This window comes from Wolbachia endosymbiont (group A) of Hedychridium roseum (assembly GCF_964028325.1).
GTDB lineage: Bacteria > Pseudomonadota > Alphaproteobacteria > Rickettsiales > Anaplasmataceae > Wolbachia.
This window is the reverse complement of sequence record NZ_OZ034755.1, coordinates 556,466-581,749: the sequence shown is the minus strand read 5'-3', so window position 1 is coordinate 581,749 and position 25,284 is coordinate 556,466. Positions and strand designations below refer to the sequence as shown.

General features: G+C 34.6%; 20 protein-coding genes and 1 pseudogene. 9 read left to right on the top strand and 12 right to left on the bottom strand.

Annotated elements, in window-relative coordinates; all coding sequences use genetic code 11:
* Positions 1-46 precede the first annotated feature (46 nt).
* From argS to yihA, 6 genes are all read right to left on the bottom strand, one after another.
* Positions 47-1,753: an arginine--tRNA ligase gene (gene argS, locus ABWU23_RS02755; RefSeq protein ID WP_353270756.1), complete on the bottom strand. Its 1,707-nt coding sequence runs from the start codon at positions 1,751-1,753 to the stop codon at positions 47-49.
* A gap of 348 nt (positions 1,754-2,101) precedes the next feature.
* Positions 2,102-3,157, bottom strand: coding sequence for a hypothetical protein (locus tag ABWU23_RS02750; protein WP_353270755.1), 1,056 nt, complete (start codon positions 3,155-3,157; stop codon positions 2,102-2,104).
* A gap of 76 nt (positions 3,158-3,233) precedes the next feature.
* On the bottom strand, positions 3,234-3,845 hold the full coding sequence (locus ABWU23_RS02745) for a hypothetical protein (RefSeq protein WP_353270754.1): 612 nt from the start codon (positions 3,843-3,845) through the stop codon (positions 3,234-3,236).
* 686 nt (positions 3,846-4,531) lie between these two features.
* A complete protein-coding gene (locus tag ABWU23_RS02740) occupies positions 4,532-6,247 on the bottom strand; it encodes an ABC transporter ATP-binding protein (RefSeq protein ID WP_265016351.1) in 1,716 nt (571 codons plus the stop codon).
* An 891-nt stretch (positions 6,248-7,138) separates the two neighbouring features.
* Entirely contained in the window at positions 7,139-8,050 is a 912-nt protein-coding gene (gene argB / locus ABWU23_RS02735) for an acetylglutamate kinase (protein WP_253308952.1), read from the bottom strand.
* Between the two features lie 4 nt (positions 8,051-8,054).
* Positions 8,055-8,651, bottom strand: a complete 597-nt coding sequence (yihA, locus tag ABWU23_RS02730) for a ribosome biogenesis GTP-binding protein YihA/YsxC (RefSeq protein ID WP_410530054.1) — start codon at positions 8,649-8,651, stop codon at positions 8,055-8,057.
* 103 nt (positions 8,652-8,754) lie between these two features.
* On the opposite strand from yihA, the gene prfA reads away from it, so the two are divergent.
* Positions 8,755-9,834 carry a peptide chain release factor 1 gene (gene prfA, locus ABWU23_RS02725; protein ID WP_253308954.1) on the top strand — a complete coding sequence of 360 codons (1,080 nt, stop codon included), beginning with the start codon at positions 8,755-8,757 and terminating at the stop codon, positions 9,832-9,834.
* Positions 9,835-9,862: 28 nt separating this feature from the next.
* Here prfA and ABWU23_RS02720 read toward each other — a convergent pair whose 3' ends face one another.
* Entirely contained in the window at positions 9,863-10,864 is a 1,002-nt protein-coding gene (locus tag ABWU23_RS02720; RefSeq protein ID WP_353270752.1) for an MFS transporter, read from the bottom strand.
* A gap of 628 nt (positions 10,865-11,492) precedes the next feature.
* Here ABWU23_RS02720 and ABWU23_RS02715 point away from each other — a divergent pair.
* Positions 11,493-12,422: an AEC family transporter gene (locus ABWU23_RS02715; protein ID WP_253309260.1), complete on the top strand. Its 930-nt coding sequence runs from the start codon at positions 11,493-11,495 to the stop codon at positions 12,420-12,422.
* A 295-nt stretch (positions 12,423-12,717) separates the two neighbouring features.
* On the opposite strand, the gene ABWU23_RS02710 is transcribed toward ABWU23_RS02715, so the two are convergent.
* From ABWU23_RS02710 to ABWU23_RS02700, 3 genes are all read right to left on the bottom strand, one after another.
* Positions 12,718-13,032 carry an FtsB family cell division protein gene (locus tag ABWU23_RS02710; RefSeq protein ID WP_253309259.1) on the bottom strand — a complete coding sequence of 105 codons (315 nt, stop codon included), beginning with the start codon at positions 13,030-13,032 and terminating at the stop codon, positions 12,718-12,720.
* Positions 13,033-13,081: 49 nt separating this feature from the next.
* Entirely contained in the window at positions 13,082-13,210 is a 129-nt protein-coding gene (gene ykgO / locus ABWU23_RS02705; RefSeq protein WP_006279631.1) for a type B 50S ribosomal protein L36, read from the bottom strand.
* 69 nt (positions 13,211-13,279) lie between these two features.
* Positions 13,280-14,098, bottom strand: coding sequence for a pyruvate, water dikinase regulatory protein (locus ABWU23_RS02700; RefSeq protein WP_353270751.1), 819 nt, complete (start codon positions 14,096-14,098; stop codon positions 13,280-13,282).
* 150 nt (positions 14,099-14,248) lie between these two features.
* Between ABWU23_RS02700 and ccmC the strand changes: the two genes are divergently transcribed.
* Together ccmC and ABWU23_RS02690 are read left to right on the top strand one after the other, a co-directional pair.
* Entirely contained in the window at positions 14,249-14,959 is a 711-nt protein-coding gene (ccmC, locus tag ABWU23_RS02695) for a heme ABC transporter permease CcmC (RefSeq protein ID WP_253309953.1), read from the top strand.
* A 98-nt stretch (positions 14,960-15,057) separates the two neighbouring features.
* Positions 15,058-15,198 carry a hypothetical protein gene (locus ABWU23_RS02690; protein WP_253309257.1) on the top strand — a complete coding sequence of 47 codons (141 nt, stop codon included), beginning with the start codon at positions 15,058-15,060 and terminating at the stop codon, positions 15,196-15,198.
* A 67-nt stretch (positions 15,199-15,265) separates the two neighbouring features.
* Here the strand turns inward: ABWU23_RS02690 and ABWU23_RS02685 are convergent, their stop codons facing one another.
* Complete coding sequence (locus ABWU23_RS02685) at positions 15,266-16,933, bottom strand: hypothetical protein (RefSeq protein WP_353270750.1); 1,668 nt, start codon at positions 16,931-16,933, stop codon at positions 15,266-15,268.
* A 180-nt stretch (positions 16,934-17,113) separates the two neighbouring features.
* Between ABWU23_RS02685 and ABWU23_RS02680 the strand changes: the two genes are divergently transcribed.
* The 5 genes and pseudogenes from ABWU23_RS02680 to ABWU23_RS02660 form a co-directional block, all read left to right on the top strand.
* Positions 17,114-18,391, top strand: a complete 1,278-nt coding sequence (locus ABWU23_RS02680) for an adenylosuccinate synthase (protein ID WP_253309952.1) — start codon at positions 17,114-17,116, stop codon at positions 18,389-18,391.
* A 256-nt stretch (positions 18,392-18,647) separates the two neighbouring features.
* Entirely contained in the window at positions 18,648-21,569 is a 2,922-nt protein-coding gene (locus ABWU23_RS02675) for a hypothetical protein (protein WP_353270749.1), read from the top strand.
* Between the two features lie 146 nt (positions 21,570-21,715).
* Positions 21,716-21,979 (top strand): translation initiation factor IF-1, encoded by a 264-nt coding sequence (gene infA, locus ABWU23_RS02670; protein ID WP_164224845.1) that lies wholly within the window; start codon positions 21,716-21,718, stop codon positions 21,977-21,979.
* Complete coding sequence (locus tag ABWU23_RS02665) at positions 21,957-22,550, top strand: Maf family nucleotide pyrophosphatase (protein ID WP_064125248.1); 594 nt, start codon at positions 21,957-21,959, stop codon at positions 22,548-22,550. The genes infA and ABWU23_RS02665 overlap by 23 nt, the downstream gene beginning before the upstream one ends.
* A 201-nt stretch (positions 22,551-22,751) precedes the next feature.
* Positions 22,752-23,760: pseudogene (locus tag ABWU23_RS02660) on the top strand (IS256 family transposase); the annotation flags it as partial.
* Positions 23,761-23,779: 19 nt separating this feature from the next.
* Here ABWU23_RS02660 and ABWU23_RS02655 read toward each other — a convergent pair.
* Positions 23,780-25,276: a hypothetical protein gene (locus ABWU23_RS02655; protein ID WP_253309064.1), complete on the bottom strand. Its 1,497-nt coding sequence runs from the start codon at positions 25,274-25,276 to the stop codon at positions 23,780-23,782.
* Positions 25,277-25,284: the final 8 nt, after the last annotated feature.

Below are 25,284 nucleotides of genomic sequence, written 5' to 3'. Positions count from 1 at the left end.
CCCTACTTCAATAATATTTTAATTATCATGTATTATGGCAAAAAAATCAACTCATTTCTTCCAAAGGCTCTATATTGAAGATAGAAAGTCCAGAAGCGATGACGTGTGCTAAGGCTTGTACAAGGAACATTCTTGCAGCGGTGAGGTTTAAGTTGTCTTCCAGTATGAACCGCATGTTTAAATCACTCTTGCCATACCCCCATAAAACGTGAAACGCTTCTGCAACTTCAAGTAAGTAGAAAGTAATTCTGTGTGGCTCATAAAGTCTTGCCGCTGTTTCTATCACATTTGGCCACTTTGCTAAGGTTTTTATGAGGAAGAGCTCCCCATCTGTCTTTAAAAGTGAAGGGTCTGCTGTTGGGAGCTCTTTTGGAGCATTACGCATTAACGAATGAGCACGAGCATGCGCATATTGCACGTAAAAAATAGGGTTGTCTTTTGACTGTTCTTTAACTTTAGCAAAATCAAAGTCCAAGACCATATCATTCTTGCGTGTTAACATTATAAAACGAGTTATGTCCCTGCCAACTTCTTCCACTACATCTCTTGCTGTGAGGAAGTTTCCTGATCTTTTGGACATCTTAACAGGTTTGCCATTCTCGAAAAAATTCACAATATTATGCAGTTTTACCTCTATTTTTGCTTGATCATCACTTAGTGCAGAGACAACTGCTTTTAGCCTTTTGATATAACCACTATGATCACTACCGACTGCTACTATCATATTATTAAAACCACGTGATATCTTATCAAAATGGTAAGCGATATCTGAGGCAAAATAAGTCCAACTGCCGTCCTCTTTCTTCAATGCGCGGTCAACGTCATCACCAAATTTTGTAGAGCGAAATAACATTTCTTTTCTGGAAGTCCAGTTTTCACTTTCTTTGCCTTTTGGTTTCTCCAGGTACCCTTCATGCACCAAACCCTTGTCAGACAATATCTTTATACTCTCTTCAATTTTGCCACTTTTTTGTAGCTCATACTCTGAAGTAAAAACATCATGACTTACCCCAAGTAAGTTCATGTCTTCCTTTATGATTTCTAAGATAGAACTTAAAGTATATTCCCTAATCACCTGATTATCTTGCTTTTCTAGAAGCTCCTTGCCATATTTTTTGGCCAGCCCATTCCCTATCGGTTTTAAATATTCACCTGGGTATAAACCTTTTTCAATGCTGATTTTTTCTCCCAGAGCTTCCTTATACCGCAAATATACTGACTTTATTAGTGTATCTATCTGCGCTCCAGCATCATTAATATAGTATTCCTTAGTAACTTTATAACCAACTTTTTTCAATAAATTTGCCAAAACGTCACCAAATACTGCTCCTCTTGCATGACCAATATGCAGTGGACCAGTTGGATTTGCCGATACAAATTCAACATTGATGGCCTGATTGTTCCCTATATCTAGGGTGCCAAACTCTGTTTTTAGCTCATTTATTTGTTTTAAAATTCCATGCCATACTTCTATTTTTAAGTGCATGTTGATGAAACCAGGGCCTGCTATTTCCACTTTTGCAACTTCATTAAAAGGTTTAAATTCTCTTGCTAAGATCCCTGCAATCTCAACTGAATTCCTCTTTTCATGCTTTGCAAGCACCATGGCAACGTTTGTGTAAATATCTCCATGCGCTCTATTGCTTGGAGGCTCTACAATAAAATTTGCCGCACTTGTATTTATGACACCCCTTTGCTTCAACTCATTTAATTTGCTGGAAATTAGAGAGGAAACCTGTTTGAAAATGTTCATTAACTAAAAAGCTATAAGACTTGTAGCAGTATAGTGGATAAATGGAAGGAGTTGAAGGGTTATCTGATGTAATCTATAGCTAAAGTGACTTAGGTTTACCGACAATTTGAAGAACTGTCATTCCGCTACCCGTTAGCGGCCGCGGTGGTATGACGTGTTGCTCCGTGTCAGCTACTTGGATGACACCTATAGCCCTGTCATTCCAACGCGTAACGCTGGAATGACAAAGAAGAATGGGCTATTGGTTTTTCATATGGTTATGCAAAAGCCTAATCTTGCAGTCTTTTCTTTAATGGCACATGTATCAAAATCGTATAAGCTTATACCATTCCCTGTTCAAAATATCATTTATATAAAAAACACTGGCACTACCTCCGAAGAATCCCAAATTACTTCTTTGCACAATTCACAATCTCTGCCACCTTCTGTACAATCAGTTATTCTTTCCTTCTGATCAAAAAATGCTCTGCATTCATCAAAAGTTTTATTACTTATTGTTCCATCTTTTCTTACAAGTCTATCTGTTTTCTTGTCAGCAATCATCAGTGATTGACTTTGAGAGAGCACCACCACTGGCTTGCCTCTGTCAATACTGTCAGGGTAGTAATATGCTCTTGTGTTAACTAAATAACTATTGTCAGAAAATATGTCATTCTTACAAGATGCATACCAATCAGGCCAATGATCTTTGTTACCAACTTGGCGTATATTATAAGATTCTTTGCAAGTACTATTCGAAGGAATAGTAACGCACCATGAATTCATAGTTCCTCTCCAAGTGATAAAAGGGTATTCCATGCCATTCTTATTGCAGTCAGTTGCCGTTATACCAAATTGTTTTACATAATAATCATTAGTTTTAATCTTGTCAATAATGTCTGCACTTAAGTCAGGGTATAATTTATTTATTGCCTCTCTTATATAAAGCTTACCATCGTTACTTACGTCAATATAGTTACCATCTTTTTTGCTGTTTTCACATCCTTTTCGGTTACACCCACCATCATCAATTATTTCTTTAGTTTTCTCTTCAAGGTTACACGTTTTTAATATGTCACAATTTAACTTTACCTTTAATTCTTTGTCTATTTTTTTTTCTACTTCCTTTATCAATTCACCCTTAGTCTTATCATCAATCTCACAATTAAGATCTTTCTCTAGTTCATTTTTAATCTTTTCTTTTATTTCATCCTTAGTCTTATCATCAATCTCACAATTAAGATCTTCCTCTAGTTCATTTTTAATCTTTTCTTTCAGTTCATTCTTAGTCTTATCATCAATCTCGGACTTAGGGTCTTTACAATCATCTAGCTTTGTATGTAAATTAATTTTTAACATACGTGGCAGTTGACGTACATGACTTGCATGCTTATAATTTGAATAAGGAAAAGTGTTTTTTAACATAAAATAGCTCCATTAATAAATAAGAATTAACATAAAATGGGGGTGTGTACTAACAATGTACACACCTTGGTTGCCTTTATATAATATGAACAGTATCTTCTGGTACTGACATTTTTTCAGAAAAAAATGCTGGTTCTTTGCGTGAGTCTATTATAGAAGCATTTATCGCGTCCACACAAGCTTTGCATTCAGAATTGCTATCACATCCTCCTTTGAGACGATTGTCTGGATCAATTTCAAGGTTGTTGTCAGTTTTATCTATAATTTCTTTACAGTCTGCAAATTTTAAGCCACTAGTTTTCTTAGTAATGGCATCTTTAATCTCTCCAGAAGTTGCGTCAACTGCTATTGTAAGTTTTGAAAAGTCAATTGGTTTTTTAGGTTCTGGACAAGCAGGACACTCAGGACAAGGAGGTATTTCTACATCAGGACATTTTACCTCAGGACAAGGAGGTATTTTTACCTCAGGACATTTTACCTCAGGACGAGGAGGTATTTTTATATCAGGAAGCTGTATATTTAATTCGAGTCTATCATAACACGGATCAAAGTGGTCATGGCAATGTGGGTTAAAGTGGTTATGACAATGTGGATCAAAATTATGATGGTACCGTGGTTCAGTTGTGCAAGCTGTGCGCGTAGGAATACATGAACCAACACGTGGAGATGAGGAAAAATTATAATTCATAAGAATCCTTTAAAAAATAACTATTAGATTATTATAGGATAAAAAAGTTAATGATTTAATAATTTTGAGGCTAAAATTAGCATATACAAACTTACAGTACATTTCAAAATACGACTTTAATGTAGCAGATATTAGAGTTAAAAGTTTTACTATGGTAGAATAATGATAAGATTCCAAGAAGAAGCTGTCAGTAGTCAAATTAGTCGTGTTGCTGAAATAAATTGTAATATATGGTTACTGTGAATAACAAGTAAGCACCTGTTTATTATATTTTCAAGCAAAATGTGAAGCACATGGGAAACCATGTGCTCTTGGAAGCACGTATAGCTAGACGTGCGTTTATGAGTTGTTTAAAAACAATCTTCTAATAAAGAAACCCAAATTCATCACAAGGATTATAACATGTGTCATAATAGTTATGATATGAGTTAAAATGATTGTGGCACGAATTAGTAGCACAAGGTGCGTATGCAGGTGCACAAGCTTGTGCACAGTTCGATACTGGTGCTGGTAAAGCTGGCAAATTATAACCCGTACATGGTAGTTTTGGTAAATTACTGTAATGATAAGTCATAATGATCCTTAAAAAAATACTATAAGATTATTATAAATTAAAATGATTAAAAATTTAATAACTTTAATTATAAATCTAGCATATCAACTAACGATATGATGTAAATTTTCTTTCAATTCCACTGTATCTTCGCCAGTTTTGCATACAACCCGTCTTTACTTATTAGGGAGTCATGAGTCCCTACTTCTTCTACTTTTCCGTGATTAATTACTATAATCTTGTCAGTTTTAAGTGCAGTTGATAGTCTGTGTGTAATTACGATCGTTGTTCTGTTTTGCATTAACTTGCTTAATGCTTTTTGCACGAGGTTCTCACTTTTATAATCAAGGGCAGAGGTTGCTTCATCCAGTATTAAAACCTGAGGGTTTTTGAGTATGGCTCTTGCTATTATAATACGTTGTTTTTGTCCTTCAGAAAGTTTTAATCCTCTTTTTCCTACAAATGTATCAAATTTATCAGGCAGCTTATCAATAAATTCCATCGCATAAGCGCTGATAGCTGCTTGCTTCACTTCTTCATATTCAGCACCAGGTTTGCCATATAGTATATTTTCCATTATTGAGCAAGAGAATATTATGTTATCTTGTGGCACTAAGCCAAACAACAATCTGAGGTCATTTAACGCAATTGACTTAATATTGTGCCCATCGATAGTAATGCTGCCTCTGCTTGGATCATGAAAACGGAGCAGAAGTTTTAAAATGGTGCTTTTACCACTGCCAGATGGTCCAACAATTGATACTACTTGACCTGCCTTTATAGAAAATGATATGTTATTTAACGCTGGCTTATCAGACTGAGATTCATAAAAAAATGTCACGCCATTAAACGAAATTCCTTTTTGAACACTACAAATTTTTATAGGATCATTGGCATCTGCTATAGAGCTTTTCATATTTTTAAATTCAAATAAACGCTCTACTATTCCAAGACCTCGTTGTAAATCACTGATATTATCGCTCAAATTATTTATAGCTCCTGCCGCAAGCGCTGAATAAAACACAAATGAGGAGAGTTCTCCAATAGTTATATTATTGCTTAAGACTTCTTTAATACCAAAAAAGAGCAAAACAACTAGTGAACCTATCACACACGTGATAACTAGAGTTACTAAAATAGCACGCAAGAGTACTAATTTTACGTATGATTTTGATACTGAGTTTAAATACTCTTGAAAACGGATTTTTTCATTTTCTTCGAGTACAAACGACTTGATAGTCACTATAGATCGAAAGTTTTCCTCACTAAATGACGCAAGCTCACTTAATTTATCCTGGGCAAAGCGTGCATAGCTACGCACTTTTTTTCCAAGTGAGGTCATGATAATGAGTAGTATAGGTACTATTGCGGCTGCATACGCAGTTAGGTGCAGATTTGTATATAATAACATGGCAACACTGCCAATTAATATTACAAAATTTCGCAATATGGTGAGTAGGCTGCTATTTATTATTGATTGCAGCGCAGAGGTATCAGTAATGAGTGCTGAGATAACATCTTGTACGCCTGTGTTCTCAAAGAAACTTGGTTGCAAGTCAGTGATACTGCTATATAAGTCATATCTGATTCTTGCGATAACTTTCTCGCTGCCAATGCCAATGAAATATAACCGAGTAAATGCAGTGAGAGAAATGGCTAAAACTATAAGTATTGCAACTAATAGTTTGGTAGTAAAATCGTGCTCTGTGCCAGAATCAATTATGTTGCTTAAGCCTCTGCCAAAGAGGAGGATCGTTAAGGCTGAAAATAAAACTGCAATAAAAGCTATGATGAAATAAGATAGATTAGGTTTTATATAGCAAAATAACTCTCTAATATTAGATCGCATCGTATTTTGAAGTTTCTAAAGTTAAGTATATAGATTTTAGTTTCAGGGGAAAGGTGTAGCACAATAGCTAACGTCATACCGTGTACAAACGTTGCAATTTTTAAGCAAAGTGATGTTGTTCAAGTAGCTGACACTTGGGGTCTATGTTTTTTCTGGTCACACGCTGGAATGACAAAGTGAGCGTGCGTAGGTGTCATCCCAGTACTCCTTTCTCGTCATCCCAGTGCCTATTTCTTTGTCATCCGAGTAGCCCCTTTTTTGTCATCCCAGTGCCCAGACACTGGGATCCAGAAAAGTTTGCTTGTAAGCAAGCAAACTAGCATAGAAAGTGGTTACAACATTTTCGATGAGATTATATAGAAAACTGGATCCCAGTGTCTGGGCACTGGGATGACAGCAGTCCTACGTCATACCGCGATTCATTCCTACGTCATACCGCGATTCATTCGCGGTATCTCTTAACATAGATCCCGCTAACAAGCAGCGGGATGACACCTCTCTTGGGCTCTTTTAGCTACAAACATTAAGAAATTTACCAAATGAAAAAAAAGGCAAAGAACTCCCGTGGTGCGAGTTTTGACTCTATATTACTGTAAGTGGCGCTGTAATAATGTGCTGAAGCTTAGTTTAAGCGCGTTTTGGCTGAATGTAGAAAAAATTTAAAAGACATGCAGCCGCTATAATTTTATGTAATCCGTCAAAAAATACCCTAAGTTTTTTACTGAATTTTGTCATTGAGCCTGCAGGTCAAAAACAAGTTTTGAGTCATAAATACCATTATTGTCATAATAAGGGGGCCGGCGGAGTTTGTCAAGTAAGTTTTTTCGTTTCTATTCCCAAGAAAAGTCCGTCATATGGTTATGCAAGAAGTCTATTCGTGTAGTTGTCTAGTTATAAATCACTCACAATTGATATGCTTGAATTATTCTCAGTAAATAAATCAAGCATAATGTTAGGTATTCTACCATCAACTATGTGAACAACTCCAGCACATTCCTCTACCATTTTAGTATATGCCATAAGCCTTCTAATAAATTTTTCTCCTTGAATTTTGCCACAATCAATCGATGCATTTAAATTTTTAACAGATATCTTCCTGCCACCAATTTTATCTATTTCTTCACCTGTATCGCTAAAGGTTATCATTTTAGATGCAGAAACTGCAATTGCAATTGTGCTTGCAGTGCTATCGGCATCAATATGATATGTTTCCCCATTTTTTCCATGACCAATTGGTGCAATAACTGGTATAAAATCTGATTCTTCAATAAAAAATAATATATCAGGATTGATTTCAGTGGGCCTACCGATGAATCCCATGTCTAGTATTTTTTCGATGTTATTTGATCTGTCTTCCTTAAGCGTAGCGCTTATCTTTTCAGCTTTTATTAAGTTGCCGTCTTTTCCACATAATCCAATAGCTGAACCACCAGCAGAATTTATATGCTGAACAATTTTTTTATTAACTGAACCACACAGTGCCATTTCAATGATTTTTATAGTGTCTTTATCTGTAAGTCTGATACCATTCACAAACTTACTGTCCATACCCAGCATTTTTAACACTGAGTTAATTTCATATTCTCCGTCATGAACTATCACCGGATTTATACCAAGCTGCTTTAATAAGACAACATTATGCACAAAAGTATAGAATAGTGTTTCATCCGAGATCGTTACGCTGCCACATTTAATGACAAAAGTTTCACCCACAAAGCTAGGTATGTTAGATAACACTTCAAGTAATATTTCTGCTTTTTGTTCAAATGATACTTCACCCTTTAAAAATTCACTACTCTTCATTTTTTTATCTTGTAAACTTGAAAAACTCACCTCTTACCTTGGTTATTTTATGCTTAATACGGATGCTTATTTGATGAATTGACACATTCTCATTATTAATCCATTTTTGAGTATCTTCTAGAATGGCATCTAGGCTTTTTTGACTCACTTTATCTATTTTTGTTAGCACAACGTTAAAGTTAATATTATTATATATTAACCAATAAATGAAGTCTTTGTCTATTTCTTTTAATCCTACCTTGCTATCTATCAACACAAACACTCTTCTTAGATTTTTTCTTTGAATTAGATAATACTCAATTAAGTTTAAATATTGTATAATTTCCTCCTTACCTGCATGAGAATAACCATACCCTGGTAGGTCAACAAGTCTGAATTTATCATTGTACATAGAGTAAAAATTTATTTGTCTAGTACATCCAGGTTTAGAGGAAACTCTGGCAGCTTTTTTGCTGTTTATCAGTAAGTTGATCAGACTGGATTTTCCTACATTTGATCTACCAGCAAACGCAATCTCTGGAGCCGACTCATCTGGTAATGATTTCATGTCCGAAGCTCCAAATATGAAATTGCAGCTTGATGTTATCTGTCTTGCCATTATATTCAAGTAGAAGGTAGTAGATATATTATAGTGTTATTGCTTGATATAAGAAATTTTTTATTTCAGTATATATTACTTAGTGAAAATACTAGATCTGTGCTATATGAATATAGAGAATAATTTACAAGACTTAAAGAAAAAATTTAGTGATATAGAAAGGAACTTGGAAAACCCTGCCAATTTAAGTCAAAAAGAATTCATTACTCTTTCAAAGGAATACTCTGAGCTCAGGCCAATAATCAAGATAATTGATGAATATAACACGCTGAAAGAGGAAATTTCAGACTTAGAGGAAATAATGAAAGATGAAAACAGCGAAGGAGATATAAAAGAGTTAGCAAAAGAAGAATTTTTCGAAAAGCACAAGGTATTATTACCAAAAGTAAAAGCAAAACTAAAGTTAGCATTATTGCCTAAAGATGAAGATGACTTAAGAAATGCAATATTGGAAATCAGAGCAGGTACAGGAGGAGAAGAAGCAGCATTATTTGCAGCAATGTTATTTCGTATGTATCAAAAATATGCAGAAAGAAGAAATTGGAAGTTCGAGCCAATAAGCATTTCTAATACAGGTATAGGTGGCTATAAGGAAGCTTCTGCACTCATTAATGGAACAGAAGTTTTTGCAAGGTTGAAATTTGAATCAGGAGCACACAGAGTACAGAGAGTGCCAGAAACTGAATCCTCAGGAAGGTTACATACCTCTGCCGCTACTGTTGCGATATTACCTGAAGTAGAAGAAGTTGACTTTAAAATAGAAGAAAAAGACTTACGAATAGATGTTTATAGATCCAGTGGTCCTGGAGGGCAATCAGTGAATACAACTGACAGCGCAGTAAGGGTCACCCACTTGCCAACAGGGATAATTGTAATACAGCAAGATGAAAAATCGCAGCACAAAAATAAAGCTAAAGCGCTTAAAGTATTGAGGGCAAGGCTATACGAAATTGAAAGACAAAAAAAAGAAATGGAAAGGTCAACAATGAGAAAAAGTCAGATTGGCTCTGGTGATCGTTCCGAGCGCATAAGAACATATAATTTTCCACAATCAAGAATAACAGACCACAGAATTAATCTAACTTCACATCGGCTAGAGCAGATTATAAAAGAAGGTGAACTAGATGAATTTATTGAGGCATTAATTTCACGTAATGAAGCAGAAAGATTGGCCGGGGAAAGTTAATCGCTCACATCTGTAAAAAGATCATTAATTATACCGGATCTTTTAAAAACAATAAACAGGCAGTAAAAACAAGTTCTAGTACTATCGCGGATAGAACAAGAACAGCTACACTAATTGCTTGACCGTTGTAAACGTAGCTTGTTAAGCCGATAAAAATAGCCATGATAAAAGCTCTAATGAACGAGACTGCAGAAGAAGCTGTGCCTTTAATTTCAGGGAAAACATTTATTGATGCATTAAAAATCACTGGCTGGCAAATTGCACAACCGATAGAAAAAATAATCATAGACAGTGTTACTAAGTAGAAAGAGTGGGGTACAATTATACTGAATATTACAAGCAATAGAGACCCAATAGCACCCACGCTCGTACCAGAAATTACACACCATATTGCTCCAAGTTTCTGTAAGATTTTGCCAGCAAATAGACTAATGAGTGAGAAGCACCCAACTATTGCACCTTGATGTAGTGCATAAATAGTGCTAGATAAACCAAAAGTCTCCATATACAAAAAAGGTCCACAAGTAATGAATGACATATACGCAGCAGAAAAGAGGCTTGACATTAAAGACAACGTAACAAACCTCGGACTAGATAGTAGTTTTCTGTAATCTTTCATTATTTTTTTCAAACTGAAAGCATCGCGATCCTTTTTTGTTTCTGGTAACAGAAAAAGCAGCAAAACCCAAGAGATCAAACAAAGTATTGCAACAGTTGCATAATTACCACGCCATCCTACAATTTCATTAATGAAACTGCCTAACACTGGCGCAATTGCCATGACAACTGTAAGAACAGAATTCATGATTCCAATAAATTTCACCGCTTCGTCGCCTTTGTAGCTGTCTGCAACGATTGCAAACACAACTACAGATGTGCTAACACCAATGCCCTGAACAAAGCGAGAAATTAAAAGCCAAAAAATCGACGGTGCAAAAACACAACCAACAGCGCCGATTAATAACAAAGTGTTACCTATGATCATAATCCTTCTTCTGCCATAGCATTCAGACAATGGACCAAAAAACAACCCTCCTATGCAAAAGCCTAGGAAATTATAAGCAATAGTTAATTGAATTGTGCCTTATGATACGTTAAAATAGTGCACCATATCAGGAAAATTAGGTACGGAAATGTCAATTTCAATGAACTTAGCAATTAGAGACAGGATTAATAGAAAGGGTAGTAACATTTGAAATTTTTAATTAATGAATAAAAATATCACATTTAAAGCGTTGAAAGAAGAACATTTTTTACTGTTATTAAAATGGTTAGAAACACCTCATGTGAAGCTATGGTGGGTAAATTGGACACTAGGGTTAATTAAAGAAAAATATGACAACTATGTTAAAGCCCTTACTCTCTGTCCTAACTTTACTTATTTCCTCTTACTTTTTCAACAGTCCGTCTAAATTACCACAAGCAGTTTAATTTTTCATCATTATTCAAAAATATGCAAGGAGCTTTATAGAAACTTAACATAATTTTATCATAAAAATGTCATTCTTAAGTCTTATGTAAAAACAAATTTTGACACTAAGTGAATCTTTTTTAATTAACTATGAACTGGATAAATTGGAAAATAAATTTTGTTTACTTTTATAATACCTTAAGATCTAATATCACTTTATCAGTCAAAAGTATCACAATAGGCTAGTATGTTCCTTACTCTTTTCCTAAAAATATTACCTATTTATATTACAATATTTATTGGTTATTTATCAGGAAAATGTCTTAAAATTGACAGAAACACTATATCTCAAATACTCTTTTATATAGCTAATCCAATAGTGATTTTATATGGAGTCTCTCATACAGAAGTTAATTTAAAAGTAATTTCTCTGCCGATTTTGATATGGTTTATAGGTAGCACTATGTCCTTATCAGTGTATTATCTTTCTTCTTTTTTATTTAAGGATAACACGAGAAACATATTAGCGTTTAGCTCGGGCAGCACAAGTATGGGGTATTTTGGCCTGCCGATTGCCATGGCTTTGTTTGATGAAGATTCAGTATCTGTATATGTTGTTTGTTATATAGGAATGGCGTTGTTTGAAAATAGCTTAGGATTTTACATAGCTGCAAATGGTATTTATACCGCAAAAGAATGCATATTAAAGTTGTTCAAACTTCCTTCGCTTTATGCGATGGTTCTGGGCTTCTTTTTAAGTATATATGATATACAAATACCTACTTTTTTAACAGATGTTATGATGAATATTAGAAGTACATTTGTCACATTAGGGATGATGCTACTTGGAGTGAGCATTGCAAATATTACAAGCTTTAAAGTAGATTGGAAGCTTGCTTTGATCACTATTACAGCAAAGTACGTATTCTGGCCACTGTTTGTTTTAGGAATTGTCCTTCTAGACAAACATGTTATAGGTGTATACGACGAGAGTATATATAAAGCACTGATGTTGCTGGCTATTATTCCAGTTTCTGGGTCCAGTATAATACTTGCTAATATTTTGAATTATCAACCAGATAAAGCTACTCTGTTGCTTCTAATTAGTACTGCAGTGGGACTATTTTATGTTCCACTAATAATATCATTATTTTTTACTAAACTTATTCTTTTTTGATCAAGCGGTAGATAAAACTTAAATTTACACTAGCTTCTTGCATAATCACATAAAAAACCTACTCTTTTTTGTCATTCCAGCGCGTGACGCTGGAATCTAGTTTCACTTTATGATGGTGTCATGAAAGTAACTGGCACTGGAATCCAGAAAAAAGAATGGTGTCATGAAAGTAGCTGACACTGGTTCACTCTATAATGATGTCATTCCAGTGTCAAGCACTGGAATGACATCATAGGGGCACTGGGATGACAAGAAAGGGGCTTGAATGACAGGAGGTAACGCAAGAAGTCTACTGCTATTCCACGTCAAGAACAACCATAAGTTCATTAGGGTTCACATAACCTAAAGCATTTTTTGCTTGCTCATCGAGCAGATCTAAATCTAAGCTTTTTTCATATAAGCCAAATACTTTATTGTCCAACTTTTCCTTTTCAGAAGAGACATCCTTTAGCAAAAGCTTATTGTACTCAATCTCTTTTTTTAAGTCGATTAACGTCAATAAGCCACGTTTACCTGTAATTGTGCTAATGCTAAAATATAATGTAAGAGAAGAAATGAATAAGGCTGCGCTTAAACACAATAACTTTTGCTTCTTTTTAGGTATAAACACCGTACTTTCACATACAAGAAATGTATAACATGAAAAGGTGAACAAAAAGCTAAGAACCTTGACGCGCTTTACACCTTGGCTTTACCTTGTTTATAATGTAAATCTTACCACCCCTTTTCACAACTTTACAATTTTTATCTCTGTTACGATGAGATTTTAGCGACCCTTTGACTTTCATATCTATAGTAAGAATTAAATTACCTTACATTATGATCACTTACAGAGAGTTAGTCAATTGATAAATTTTTCACATTTTATTAAAATACTGTATAATTGTTGCTGATACTTCTTCGATTGACTTTTGCGTGACATCAATAATTGGCCAGTTATTCTGCTTAAATAGTTCCTCTGCTTCTTTAATTTCCTTTTCTACTTTTCTAGGATTAGCATATATATTATTATCTTCGTTGTTAATTGAAGTAAGTCTATTTTTGCGTATTTCTATTAGCCTACTTACGTCTATTGTTACCCCTATCGTTAGTTTATTTTTTAATTTTGCCAAGTCGACATAAAAGGGTACTCCACTAACAAAAGGAATATTTGCAACCTTATAGCCTCGATAAGCTAAATACGTACTGGTGGGAGATTTTGATGTACGTGAAACTCCAACCAAAATTATATCTGCTTTATCAATATCTTGAATATTTTGCCCATCATCATGATTAATAGTGTAGTTTATTGCCTCAATGCGCTGAAAATATTCGTTATTTATCTCAGTATGCAAGTCAAGCTTTTCGTCTTTTTCAATTTCAAGATAGGACGAAATTTCTCTAATAATATGTAATAATATTGCTCTATAGGGAATTTTCAACTTTATACAGTTATCTTTTAGATATTTTCTTAGCTCATCATCAGTAATAGTGCATATAACAAAATTATGCTCATCACTTTTCCTATTAATTTCCTCCAGAATTTTGTCAATCTGCTCTTCTCCTTTCACAAAAGACCAAACATATTCGATTGTTTCTACAGAACGAAAGTGTTTCAGAGCTGATTTTGCAACTGATATAACAGTTTCACCACTTGAATCTGATACTAAGTGTAAATTAAGCTTTTTAAGGGTCATGTTTTATATAGTGTTATACTAAAAATAATAGCAAGCAATCGGCTACTGAAATTGTGCTAATTTGTTAATCTATGTCAATGCAGAAAAACTATCCTGTTGATAAAACTCAAACTAATTGGTAAATTCTTAACGCAATTATTCTCAAAACGAATGTTTTTATTAAAGCCTACAAATTTCACTTCTTTTTCTAAAAAAGCACTACCTTGGCTTGGGGTTATTTGTTTCGCATGTTTTTTAATTGGAATGTTTTTAGCGTTATTCTTCTCCCCAGAAGATTATAAACAAGGAGAAATTGTACGAATTATGTACATTCATGTGCCTTCTGCATGGCTTGCTCTTGGAATATATGGACTCATTGCATCACTTAGTTTCATTTCATTGGTGTGGAACAATAGCATTGCTAGTGTCTTGGCACATGCTGCTGCTCCTGCAGGGACAGTCTTTTCTGCAATATGCTTAATCACAGGTAGCATCTGGGGAAAAGGAACCTGGGGCACTTGGTGGGTATGGGATGCAAGGCTTACTTCAATGCTAATTTTATTTTTCCTATATGTTGGCTACCTTTCATTGTGGAGCGCTTTTGATAATGAAGCGAGGGCAGAAAAATCAGCAGCAGTATTTGCCATTTTTAGTGCTATAAATATTCCCGTAGTAAAATTTTCTGTGAATTTATGGTCTACTCTCCATCAGCCAGCAAGCATTTTGAGAAGAGGTGGAGTAGCAATAGAAAGTTCTTTGCTGTTGCCACTCATTGTAATGTTTATGTTTTGTGCCACATTTTTTTTAGTAGTGTGGATACTATACTCACTTCACTTAATTAATTTGTACAAAATAAAGAGAGAAATCAGTATGCGGTATTAGGTAGCTTTGTAAGTATACAGGTAAATATGCTAGAGAAAATTAGGTAAAATATCTTTGGTCACTTTAAATACTTGCCTGCTGAAACTGAAGAACGTGCTATGTTATGTGATCTAACTAATTTTAAAAGCAGCAATGACCAACTAACTAGAATAGATCAGGTATTGAATCGAGATCAACTTGAACATTTTACCAACGTTCTTGAAACATATGATGCAACGGCACGTAGTTTTTACGATTAGGTGCATTGTAAAATAGCAACCGTTGCAACCATGAACTCTAAAATATTCAAGGAGCCTACCAGTATCTTTAAAGTAAATGTTCATGTGATTCCACAGATAATTTCTGTTTTTTGATTCTATCTGTCCATTTATCATTTTCTATATCTTGTTTGTTGGTTGCTCTTTTTTCTTGCTCAACAATTGCCTTATCTACCTTCTGATAAATTGCATCAATTGCATTAATTGCATTTTTTTCTTTGTATACTTCGCTTTTCCCTTCAATAATTAACTTAATAAAAGTATTTACAACAGACTGCACTTGATTATGATTAACCTGACCTTTTATCAAAGAAGGTAAAGATCCTAATTCCATTATATGTTGACCTATGTTATTCTTTATACCTTCTGTATGCATTAACTTTATTATTTCATCATCAAACTCTTTCAATACTTCTGATGCTATTTTATCTTGAGTGGAAAGCCCTAAATTATCTGCTACTTCACTTGTTAATAACTCTCTGTTTTCTTTATTATCTTCCAATTTAGCATAATTACTCAACAGATCCATAACTGTAGATACTCTGACTTCAACAATACCATCAACATCTTCATTTCCTAAAGCAACTCCTGATTCCAATAACCTCCCTCTGAGATTTTTGCTTAAAAGATTGATAAACTCTTTATTTGCATCCGATCCTGTAGCAGATATTGTACCATCTAAATAGTTACTTTGAGTACCTAAGCTATGCTCTATTTGTATTTTTGTCTCAGGTTTAAATCCTAATTTTGCACAGAATTTCTGAAAATATTCTTTAATAATGTCAAACAAGCTCTTGCCATTATCTTTATAATTTTTTAACTCTTTAGGAATAGTAAGTGACAATTTACCATCTCTGTATGTTACAAAGTCTTTACCATCTTGAGACTCAAGTGTAAATTCTAATGAGTTAGACAGATCACATATCTTATCACCATGCATAACTTGATTTTTAACAGAGAGTATTGGTAGCCTCATGTCAGATCTAATTCTTACATTATTTTGGTTAGCACAATCAATATTTATTACTTTTTTAGGATTTTCTACTATGAACGACTGTCCAAGTGCAAGTTGGGTTTGTATAAATGGAGCAGCCTCATACCCTGCTTGATTACAATTGGTGACTAGCTCTTCTAAAATAGCATTACTTGGAACTTCTGCTCCAGCGTATCTAAACATTTTTTTGAAAACTTCTTTTGCAAAGGAACGGTAGTCTTTGTTTTCATCTTTCTCTGTTGGTAATAGATGTTGGCCAGCATTGTAAAATTCTTCAAATTCTTTCTTATATGAATCGGTTTTTTGATGATTGGCAGTTTTGGGATTTTCACAGTGATTTTTCCATAGCTCACCCAATGCATTACTTACAAGCTCTTTCTCAATATCTTCGAGTACTGAAGCAACAAAAGCTTTGCCATGATCCGTATCTATTTCTCTTGTTCCTTTTTTGTTAAATATTTCGTTATTATATATATCATCACTATTAAAAAGTTCGCTTTTGTGGTGCTTAGCTCCTTCCTTAAATGCAATAATAAGATTTTTATCTATTTCTTTTCCGTTAATAATAAAATTCATCCTTTGAAAATCTAAGAACATTGTTTCACCAGAATTTGCTAATTCATTATCTTGACCTGCTCTTAATTTACTAAAATTGAACTCTTTAGCTGTGGCCTTTAATCTAACTACTGGACTCTTATTATTTTTTCCTTTTGCCTCTTTCATAAATAACACCTTACTGTAAATATGCTGTAAGTTATATCATATAATGATGAATAGTTTGGTAATATATTAAGAAAATCGACAGTATATTTCTTTATTTAAGAGGTGCAGGAAAGGCGCAGATTTCTCTTTCCATTTGTAGCGTACTGCATTAATATTTATGTATTAATTTAGAAAATAATGATGAATAACATTGTAATTGTTGGTCTGCAATGGGGTGACGAAGGCAAGGGTAAAATAGTAGATTATCTTTCTGGGAATGCAGATGTAGTTGTGAGATTTCAGGGAGGAAATAATGCAGGGCACACTATAGTAATAGATGATGAGGTTTATAAATTAAATTTACTGCCCTCTGCTGTTTTGAGAACGGGCAAAATATCCATCATAGGAAACGGTGTTGCTCTTGATTCACATGCTCTAATCTCAGAAATAGAGTCATTGAAAGTTAAAGGAGTGGACATAAACTATAACAACTTGATGGTATCCGAGAGCTGTCCATTAATACTTAGCGTACATAAGGACAAGGAAAAGCTATTTGAAGATTTAAACGGAAATCACAAAATTGGTACAACAAACAAAGGGATAGGGCCATGTTATGAAGATAAAGTTGGAAGGAGAGCTATACGCCTTTGTGATTTAGAAAACGCAGATGAGCTCAATAAAAGAGTGGATACTCTTCTGAATTACCACAATGCTATCAGAAAAGGCCTTAACTACCAGGTGGTTAAAAAAGAAGAAATATTAAAAGAAATTCAAGGGATTTCAAAAAAAATTCTTTCATATAAAAAACCTGTGTGGAGGATATTAAATGACTTTGTGAAAGAAGGTAAGAAAATAATATTTGAAGGCGCCCAAGGCACATTTTTAGATATCGACCACGGAACTTACCCTTTTGTTACTTCAAGTAATACTGTAGCGTCGCAAGCAATAACAGGCTCAGGATTAGCCTCCAATGCTTACATTATTGGTGTGGTAAAAGCTTATACAACAAGAGTGGGCAATGGTCCATTCCCTACTGAGCAAAAGAACGAGATTGGAGATAGCTTATTTACTATAGGCAAGGAGCTTGGAACAGTGAGCAATAGAAGAAGGCGCTGCGGATGGTTTGACGCAGTTTTAGTGCGCCAGGCTGTGCAACTTTCTGGAGTTTCAAGCATTGTATTAACCAAATTAGATGTGCTTGATTCTTTTGATACAATTAAAATATGCACTGGTTACAAGTATAGCGGGAAAATGTATGATTATTTACCCGCATCGCATTCAATACAGGAGGAATTAGAGCCAATATATGAAGAGTTTCCTGGCTGGAAAGAAAATACTCAAGGTAAAAGGTCGATTGAAGCATTGCCTATCAATTTAATAAAATATATAGACAAGTTAGAAAAATTAATAGGTGTACCAATTCATCTAATTTCAACTAGTCCAAAAAGAGAGGATGTTATTAAGCTTAAAGATTTCTGAAAACGTCTTTTAACTTTTATCCAATAAAAAAAATACTTGCATAACTCAAAATACTAAGTCTATTATATAAGATATTATTGTAAACTTATAGTGAGTAGTGCATAATGAAAGACAAAAGCTTAAGTTTAACACTTGCAGTTATTTTCAACACAATTAAGTTAATAATAAAAGTTAGTGTAGAACGTGGTTATACAGTTTGATTTTTTTGAATATATGTTAATTGGTATAATGTAAATATAGTTAAAGGAGGTGTGTGATGATTGGAGGTTTGACTAAGGGAGACAAAACAGCAGAGGCAGGAAAAACAAGTGATCAGTCAGAGAATTATGATGTTGAATCAGTTATAAGGGCAGCATCATGTACCTGGTATGCAATACATCGCCTACTGGTGTTGTATGGAGAAGAAAAAGAAAAATTATGTTATTCATCACGGTTTACACTACCTTTTATATCTCTCAAGAACCGTATCAATGAAGTGGAAAAAGAAAATCCTTCCACTAAGGACTCTGCTACAATAAAGTTCTGCCGCTCAATTGCAGAAAATGATAAATTATGCAAAGAATTAAGAAATTTAAATAATCTTGCTGAAAATTTTGCCAATAAAGAATTTGATTCTCAATTAGAGAAGATAATAACAGGTTTTAAACTAAAAGATCTAGAAGACAAGGTAGGCTTCTTAGTACTTTTAAAAGAAGAAAGTGACTTCACTGCTATACAAAAGGCTTATAGGGATGAGTGGAGTTTTTATGACCTAATAAACGATAGAGATTTTAAACAAACGTACATAGATAAAGCAGTAACAGAGTCTGCTAATAAGAGCTTTAAGGAAGATATAAATAAATGCATAAAGTTGGCAGAGCAGGGAAAAAAAGCTGCAAGTAAATATTTTGAGAGGAAAGACGTAGAGCTTCAAGCTTATTACACAGAAACTGATAACGCTCATAGAGTTTTGAATGTTAACCTTATTAATTACAATAGAAGTGAGCCAACAAGGATTAGTGACATTTTACAGCAAGAGAAAGATATTAAAGAACTGAATATCTATTGCAATAAAAAACATGAAATATACGCTCATCAAGAAGATAAGAAAAGATATTATGAATTTAAAGAAGGCGCATATTATGAAATGACAAGCACTTGGCCTGTAGAGAATGGATCCAGAATGTGTACCATGATTATGAATGTGAGTAGTAGCGGCATAACTGAAGTACTAAAATTTGATGGTGAAGATTTTGTGTCATCGGAGGAGATCCTAGAATTAATAAAGCAAAATGATGAATTATATATTCAAGGCCTCGTCTTACATGATGCTGTAATGAAATCACTAGAAAAGGGTAAGGCTGCTGATGTTGTACCTACTGCTAATAATAATTTTCAAAATGAATCTATAGTGGCCTATCAAGATAAGGAACCAGGGGGGGAATCGAAAGGTCCAGACCCTAAAGTTGATGATGACAATAGCCTTCCTTCTTCTCCTTCTATTAATAGCAATGCATTAATTCAAACAGAAGTCAATTTACAGCACACTGAAACTCAACCAGAAGTTGCTTCACAACAAATGGATGAATTGATTTTAAATAATCAGATGCTGTCCGAAGAAAACGTTGAATTGAAGCAAGAAGAAGCAGAGTTGCAAGTGATAAATAAAAAGCACCATGAATTAACACAAGAAAATCAGCAACTACAGGAGAAACTAGAAACAACCCAAGCAGAAGATAATCAAACAATTGTAAAAGAGAGGCAGAATAGCGATTTACAAGATAAACTTGGAGAAGAGAGACCAGAATTCGACATTCCAGAAAACGAGTACGAGGAATTTCCAGGAGATACAATGCTTATACTTAAACTCACTGAAGATGAAGATAAAGTTAATGTTACACCAGAGAAGAAAAAATTACGCAGATTTTCAAGCGTTGATAGTGGACTTGGTGATGAGCATTATGTATCGGATCAGAGACCTGTAGAAATTGAGCAAGAGCAAAAAAACACAGAATTGCAAACTGAACTGGCACAAAAAGATAAAAAGTTAGCAAGTGCGTTAGCAGAGCTACAAGGGAAAGCACAAGAACTTGAAAGTGTATGTGAAGAAAAAGGAAAGCTAAGGCAAGAGCTGGAAGTTGCTAATGCAAAAAAGGAGGAGTTAAAAAGTGAATTAAAGAAATCGCAAGAAGAACTATATCATGTGCAGGAAGGAAAATCTGATTTAGAGGACAAGTTTAACCATTTAGAACACTTGAATAAGAAGATGGATGGAAACCAAGAACAGCTTTCAGAACAAGTATTAGATCTGCAAAAAAAATTATCATGCTCGGAAGAGGTAACCCAAGAATTAATCAATAAGTTAAAAAGTGCTGAAGCAGAAAAAAAAGAAGTGAATCAGAAACTTGCAGAAGCTGGGCAAAGAATTGAAACATTAAAAAAATGGACTAGCGATTTACAAGATAAACTTGAAAAAAAGGAGCGAGGATCAAAGGCAGAAATAGATGCAATGCGCAAGGAGTTAACGCAGCTTAAAGAAAACCTGAAGAGGAATGAGGAAGAATTTAAAAGTGTGCATGAAGAAAAAAGAAAGCTAGAGGACAAGCTGAAAGTTGTTAATACAGAAAAGAAGGAATTAGAAGAAAAATTAAAAGAACGTGAAAAAGAGATAGACCAAGAAGCACAAATAATGGAGGAAAAGGAGCAGTTTATAAGCAATTTAAAATGTCAAATGCAAGGGTTGGAAAAAGAGCATGAAGATGAGATTAAGGAATTGGAAGAGAACCTTGATGCATTGAGCGACATCATTGCAGGTAAAGTTTTGGATATTGAAGGTCTGATGAAAAAATTACAAAACAGTGAAAAAGAAAAAGAGTTTTTCCGTGGTCAAGTAGAAGAGTTAAGTGAAGAAACGTTTGCTGATAAACAAAAAGGCTTCAACAATCAATTTTATACTCTAACAGGAGACATTTCTAGTGAGCCTGATAATGTTCCACGAAAGAAGATAGAGTTATCCAGATCTTTAAGCTTTGATAGTGAATCTGATAATAAGTCTTATGTTCCACAGGAAGGGGACAATGATAGCGCATATGATAGCAATGAGGAGAATTGTGATAATAATCCTTGTAGTTCAGTTCTAGTCCTAGGGTCCGTAAGTCCTATCAGAGCACAGGCAAGGAGTAGAAACGTAGGTAGGTAGCTCACCTTCCTCTCGCATTATTGTGAAGATGGTTGGGGTTAAGTTGCAAGAGAAATACTTAAGTGGGGTGCAAAAAGTCTTTTGTGTTGATAATAATTTAAAATCTATAGTAGACTGAAAAAGATTATTAAATTATAATATAACATATGATAAAAGACGAGAAATCGAAAACAATTTTTGAAGTGGAAGGGGCAGTAACTGCTTTACTACCTGCAGCAGAATTTAGAGTGAAACTGGACAATGAACATGAGATTATCTGTCATGTATCAGGGAAAGTGAGAAGAAGTAAAATACGCATCATTATCGGGGATAGGGTGTTAGTTGAGATGAGCATTTACGATAGGAATGCGAAAAAAGGTCGGATCATTAGAAGGCTTAAAGGTACAAGTGACAGAACGATCTCTAAATAATCTTATTCTTGCTTCATCATCGAAAAGGCGTATAGCTTTACTAAAACAAATAAATATTGAGCCAGGTTTAATTTTGCCAGCAGACATAGATGAAGCCCCTTTAAAAAAGGAACTTCCGAAGGATTACTCAATCCGTATGGCAAAAAGTAAAGCTGAGAAAATACAAAGTTCAAATCCAAATTACTTTGTGCTTGGTGTTGATACAGTTGTTGCTTGTGGTAGAAGGATATTGCTTAAAGCTGAAAACGTTGAGCAAGCAGAAAAATGCATCCGCTTGTTATCAGGAAGAAGGCATAGAGTATATACCAGTGTGTGTCTATTAACTCCCGATCAATCTAAACAACATATTAGAACTGTGGTTACAATAGTGAAATTTAAACGTCTCAGTGAACAAGAAATTAAGTATTATTTAGCATCAGAAGAGTGGAAAAATAGGGCAGGGGGATGCAATATACAAGGCCTAGCTGGGATGTTCGTATTGTTCTTACGCGGCTCCTACTCTTCCGTTATAGGGTTACCATTACATGAAACCTATTGTTTGCTAAGTAATTATTTTAACCGGGAGTGTTAAATAAACCATACGCGTCAAGTTAAGGCCCAATATAGCACCATTTAAAGTGGGTAGATAGCCTTTCGAAATCCCTTAACAAGTGTGCCCAACAAATCTGTCTTTTTTCGTCACTGAAGTAGTGGGAGTATTAAATAAACTGTGTCAAACCGAAAAAAAAGTAATAAATTGATATAAAAAAATGGAGGTTTGACAATGAGTCAGAAAGTATTACGTACAAGCGCAGGGTCATTTGAGCTTTTGACGCCAAGAGATAGGGAAGGAAGTTTCGAACCACAAATAGTCAAAAAAAGGCAAACAAACTTACATCCAGAGCTTGAAACGAAGATTTTGAGCACATTTGCCAGTGGTATGGGCTATAGAGATATAGTGTCACATGTTGAGGAAATTTATGATCACAAAATATCGGTGGCAGAGATATCAAGTATTACTGACAAATTGCTACCAGTAATCAACGAATGGCGTAGTCGCCCGCTGCAGTCTGTATATCCGATAGTTTTCATGGTTTTTTAAAGTCAAAGAGGACGGGCATTGCGTAAGTAAATGCATGTATAACATATTAGGCATAGATCAAAATGGCAAAAAAGAAGTATTAGGTTTTTATTTGGCTGAAAGTGAAGGAGCTAACTTCTGGTTGGGAGTGCTAAATGACCTCAAAGAAAGAGGAGTAGAAGATATCCTTATTGCCTGCGTTGATGGGCTGAAAAGCTTTCCTGCAGCTATAAACAGTGTCTTTCCTAATGCGGAAGTGCAGATGTGTATAGTGCATCAGATACGCAACTCACTGAAGTATGTGGCCAGTAAAGATGCGAAGAGTTTTTTGAGCGATTTAAAGAAGGTATATCAAGCTTCAAGCAAGGAAATTGCCGAGAATTATCTGTTGGAATTAGATGAAAAATGGGGCACAAAGTACCCTATGGTTATAAAATCTTGGCAGAATAATTGGGAAAACTTGTCTGGTTATTTTAAGTATTCTGGTCCAGTTAGGAGGATAATCTACACCACCAATCCCATAGAGGGGCTACATAGGCAAATTAGGAAATTCACTAAGACCAAAGGCTCATTTACCAGCATAAATGCCTTGTATAAGCAGGTATATTGTGCTATAAAGAAGGCAGAGGAAAAGTGGACGATGCCTGTACATGATTGGGCATTAACTATCTCTCAACTTGATGTTTTCTTTCCTGGCAGATTGAAAATTGAGTTGAACTAAAAATGCGGTTTGACACAGTTTATTTAACACTCCCTAAGAAATTACTGGGTTGCTGAGTGTCTTGCTGGTTACTTTTTTCCTCTTCTACATCTACATTACTTTGCTCTACTTCATTTGATTTTTCCACCTCTTGTTCAGGTTTACTTCTGCTTATATCCTCTTTGGATTCTTTTCCTGATTCTGGTTCAGGCTCTTTTCCTGGTTTTGGATCTGTGTCATCCACATCTTCTTCAGACTTACTTCTGCTTATAAGTGTCTTATCTAACCATTCGGACATATTCTTGTCTGGATTATGAAAATACATTCGACTTATCTCCTTATTTTCATCAATAGAAATTACTACAGTTGCATTCTGACTTAATGGCCCCTCATTTAATCCATCACATTCACTAATGAGCGATTCATGAGAGTTCTTAATGTCTTTGATAAATTGAAGTTTTTCTTTTTCTGAAAAGTACTCGCATTTTACGTTATAAGTGGTGCCTTTGTATTTAAAACTAAACATCGATCCATGGTCTTTATATTCATCTACTAGTTCATGAATATTCTTGACATTTTGTATAGCTTTAAATTTTTCTTCTTCTGAAAGGTTCTTGTGATATTTATAAAGTGTACCTTTATATTTAAATTGAAACATCGATCCACGGTCTTCATATTCATCTAGTCCAGAATTCTTGACACGTTGTATAATTTGAAATTTCTCTTCTTCTGAAAGGTCCTTGCGGTATATACTACCAGTTGTATCTTTATATTTAAATTGAAACATCGATCCATGGTCTTTATATTCATCTACACCCATCTGCTTGCAAATAGCTTTATAATTTTTTTCTTCTACTTCAAGTCCAATTGCATTTGCCATCAGCTGATTATTTATACGGTCTAACTCCTCTACTTTTGCTTCGGAAAGCTTAAATTGAAACACATGACCGAATTCATGGGCTAAAACGTTGTCCGTATAAGCGTCTTTATAGAGCAATACGCTTTCTCCGTTCGTCATCCCACCAGAAATATTGAGCGAAGATTGACTCCGTGAAAACCCAGGAACCAAAGTGCCATATCTCCTATAATCATCTCCATTATTAAAAATATAGGTATGCACAGTAACTTGAATATTACTAGCAATACAAAACTTTGCTTTATATGCTTCATAAGCATTTTTAATATCGAGCTTCATTTGCTCCTGTTCTTGTTGCGATACATTGTCATAATGTATTACGCAATTCAACTTTCCGTATTCAAAATTAAATTGATTAGGCAGCACATCTTGTACTCCTACGTATTTTGTATTCTCACCAAAGTTTCTTGATTGTGCAGTTTTATATAAATTATTATAGTATGTAAAAGAGTTTCCGTTAGGCAACTTAGGTATTTGTGCAATCGTTCTTCCATGGTTATCGTGGAAAGAAATTTTAGAATCACCAATCCTAAAATCCGTTATAGATTGCCCGCAAGTACCATCGTTTGCACAATCGTGATTATCTTTCTTATAAAACCATGCGTTAGTGTATTTTCCCATTTTGATAC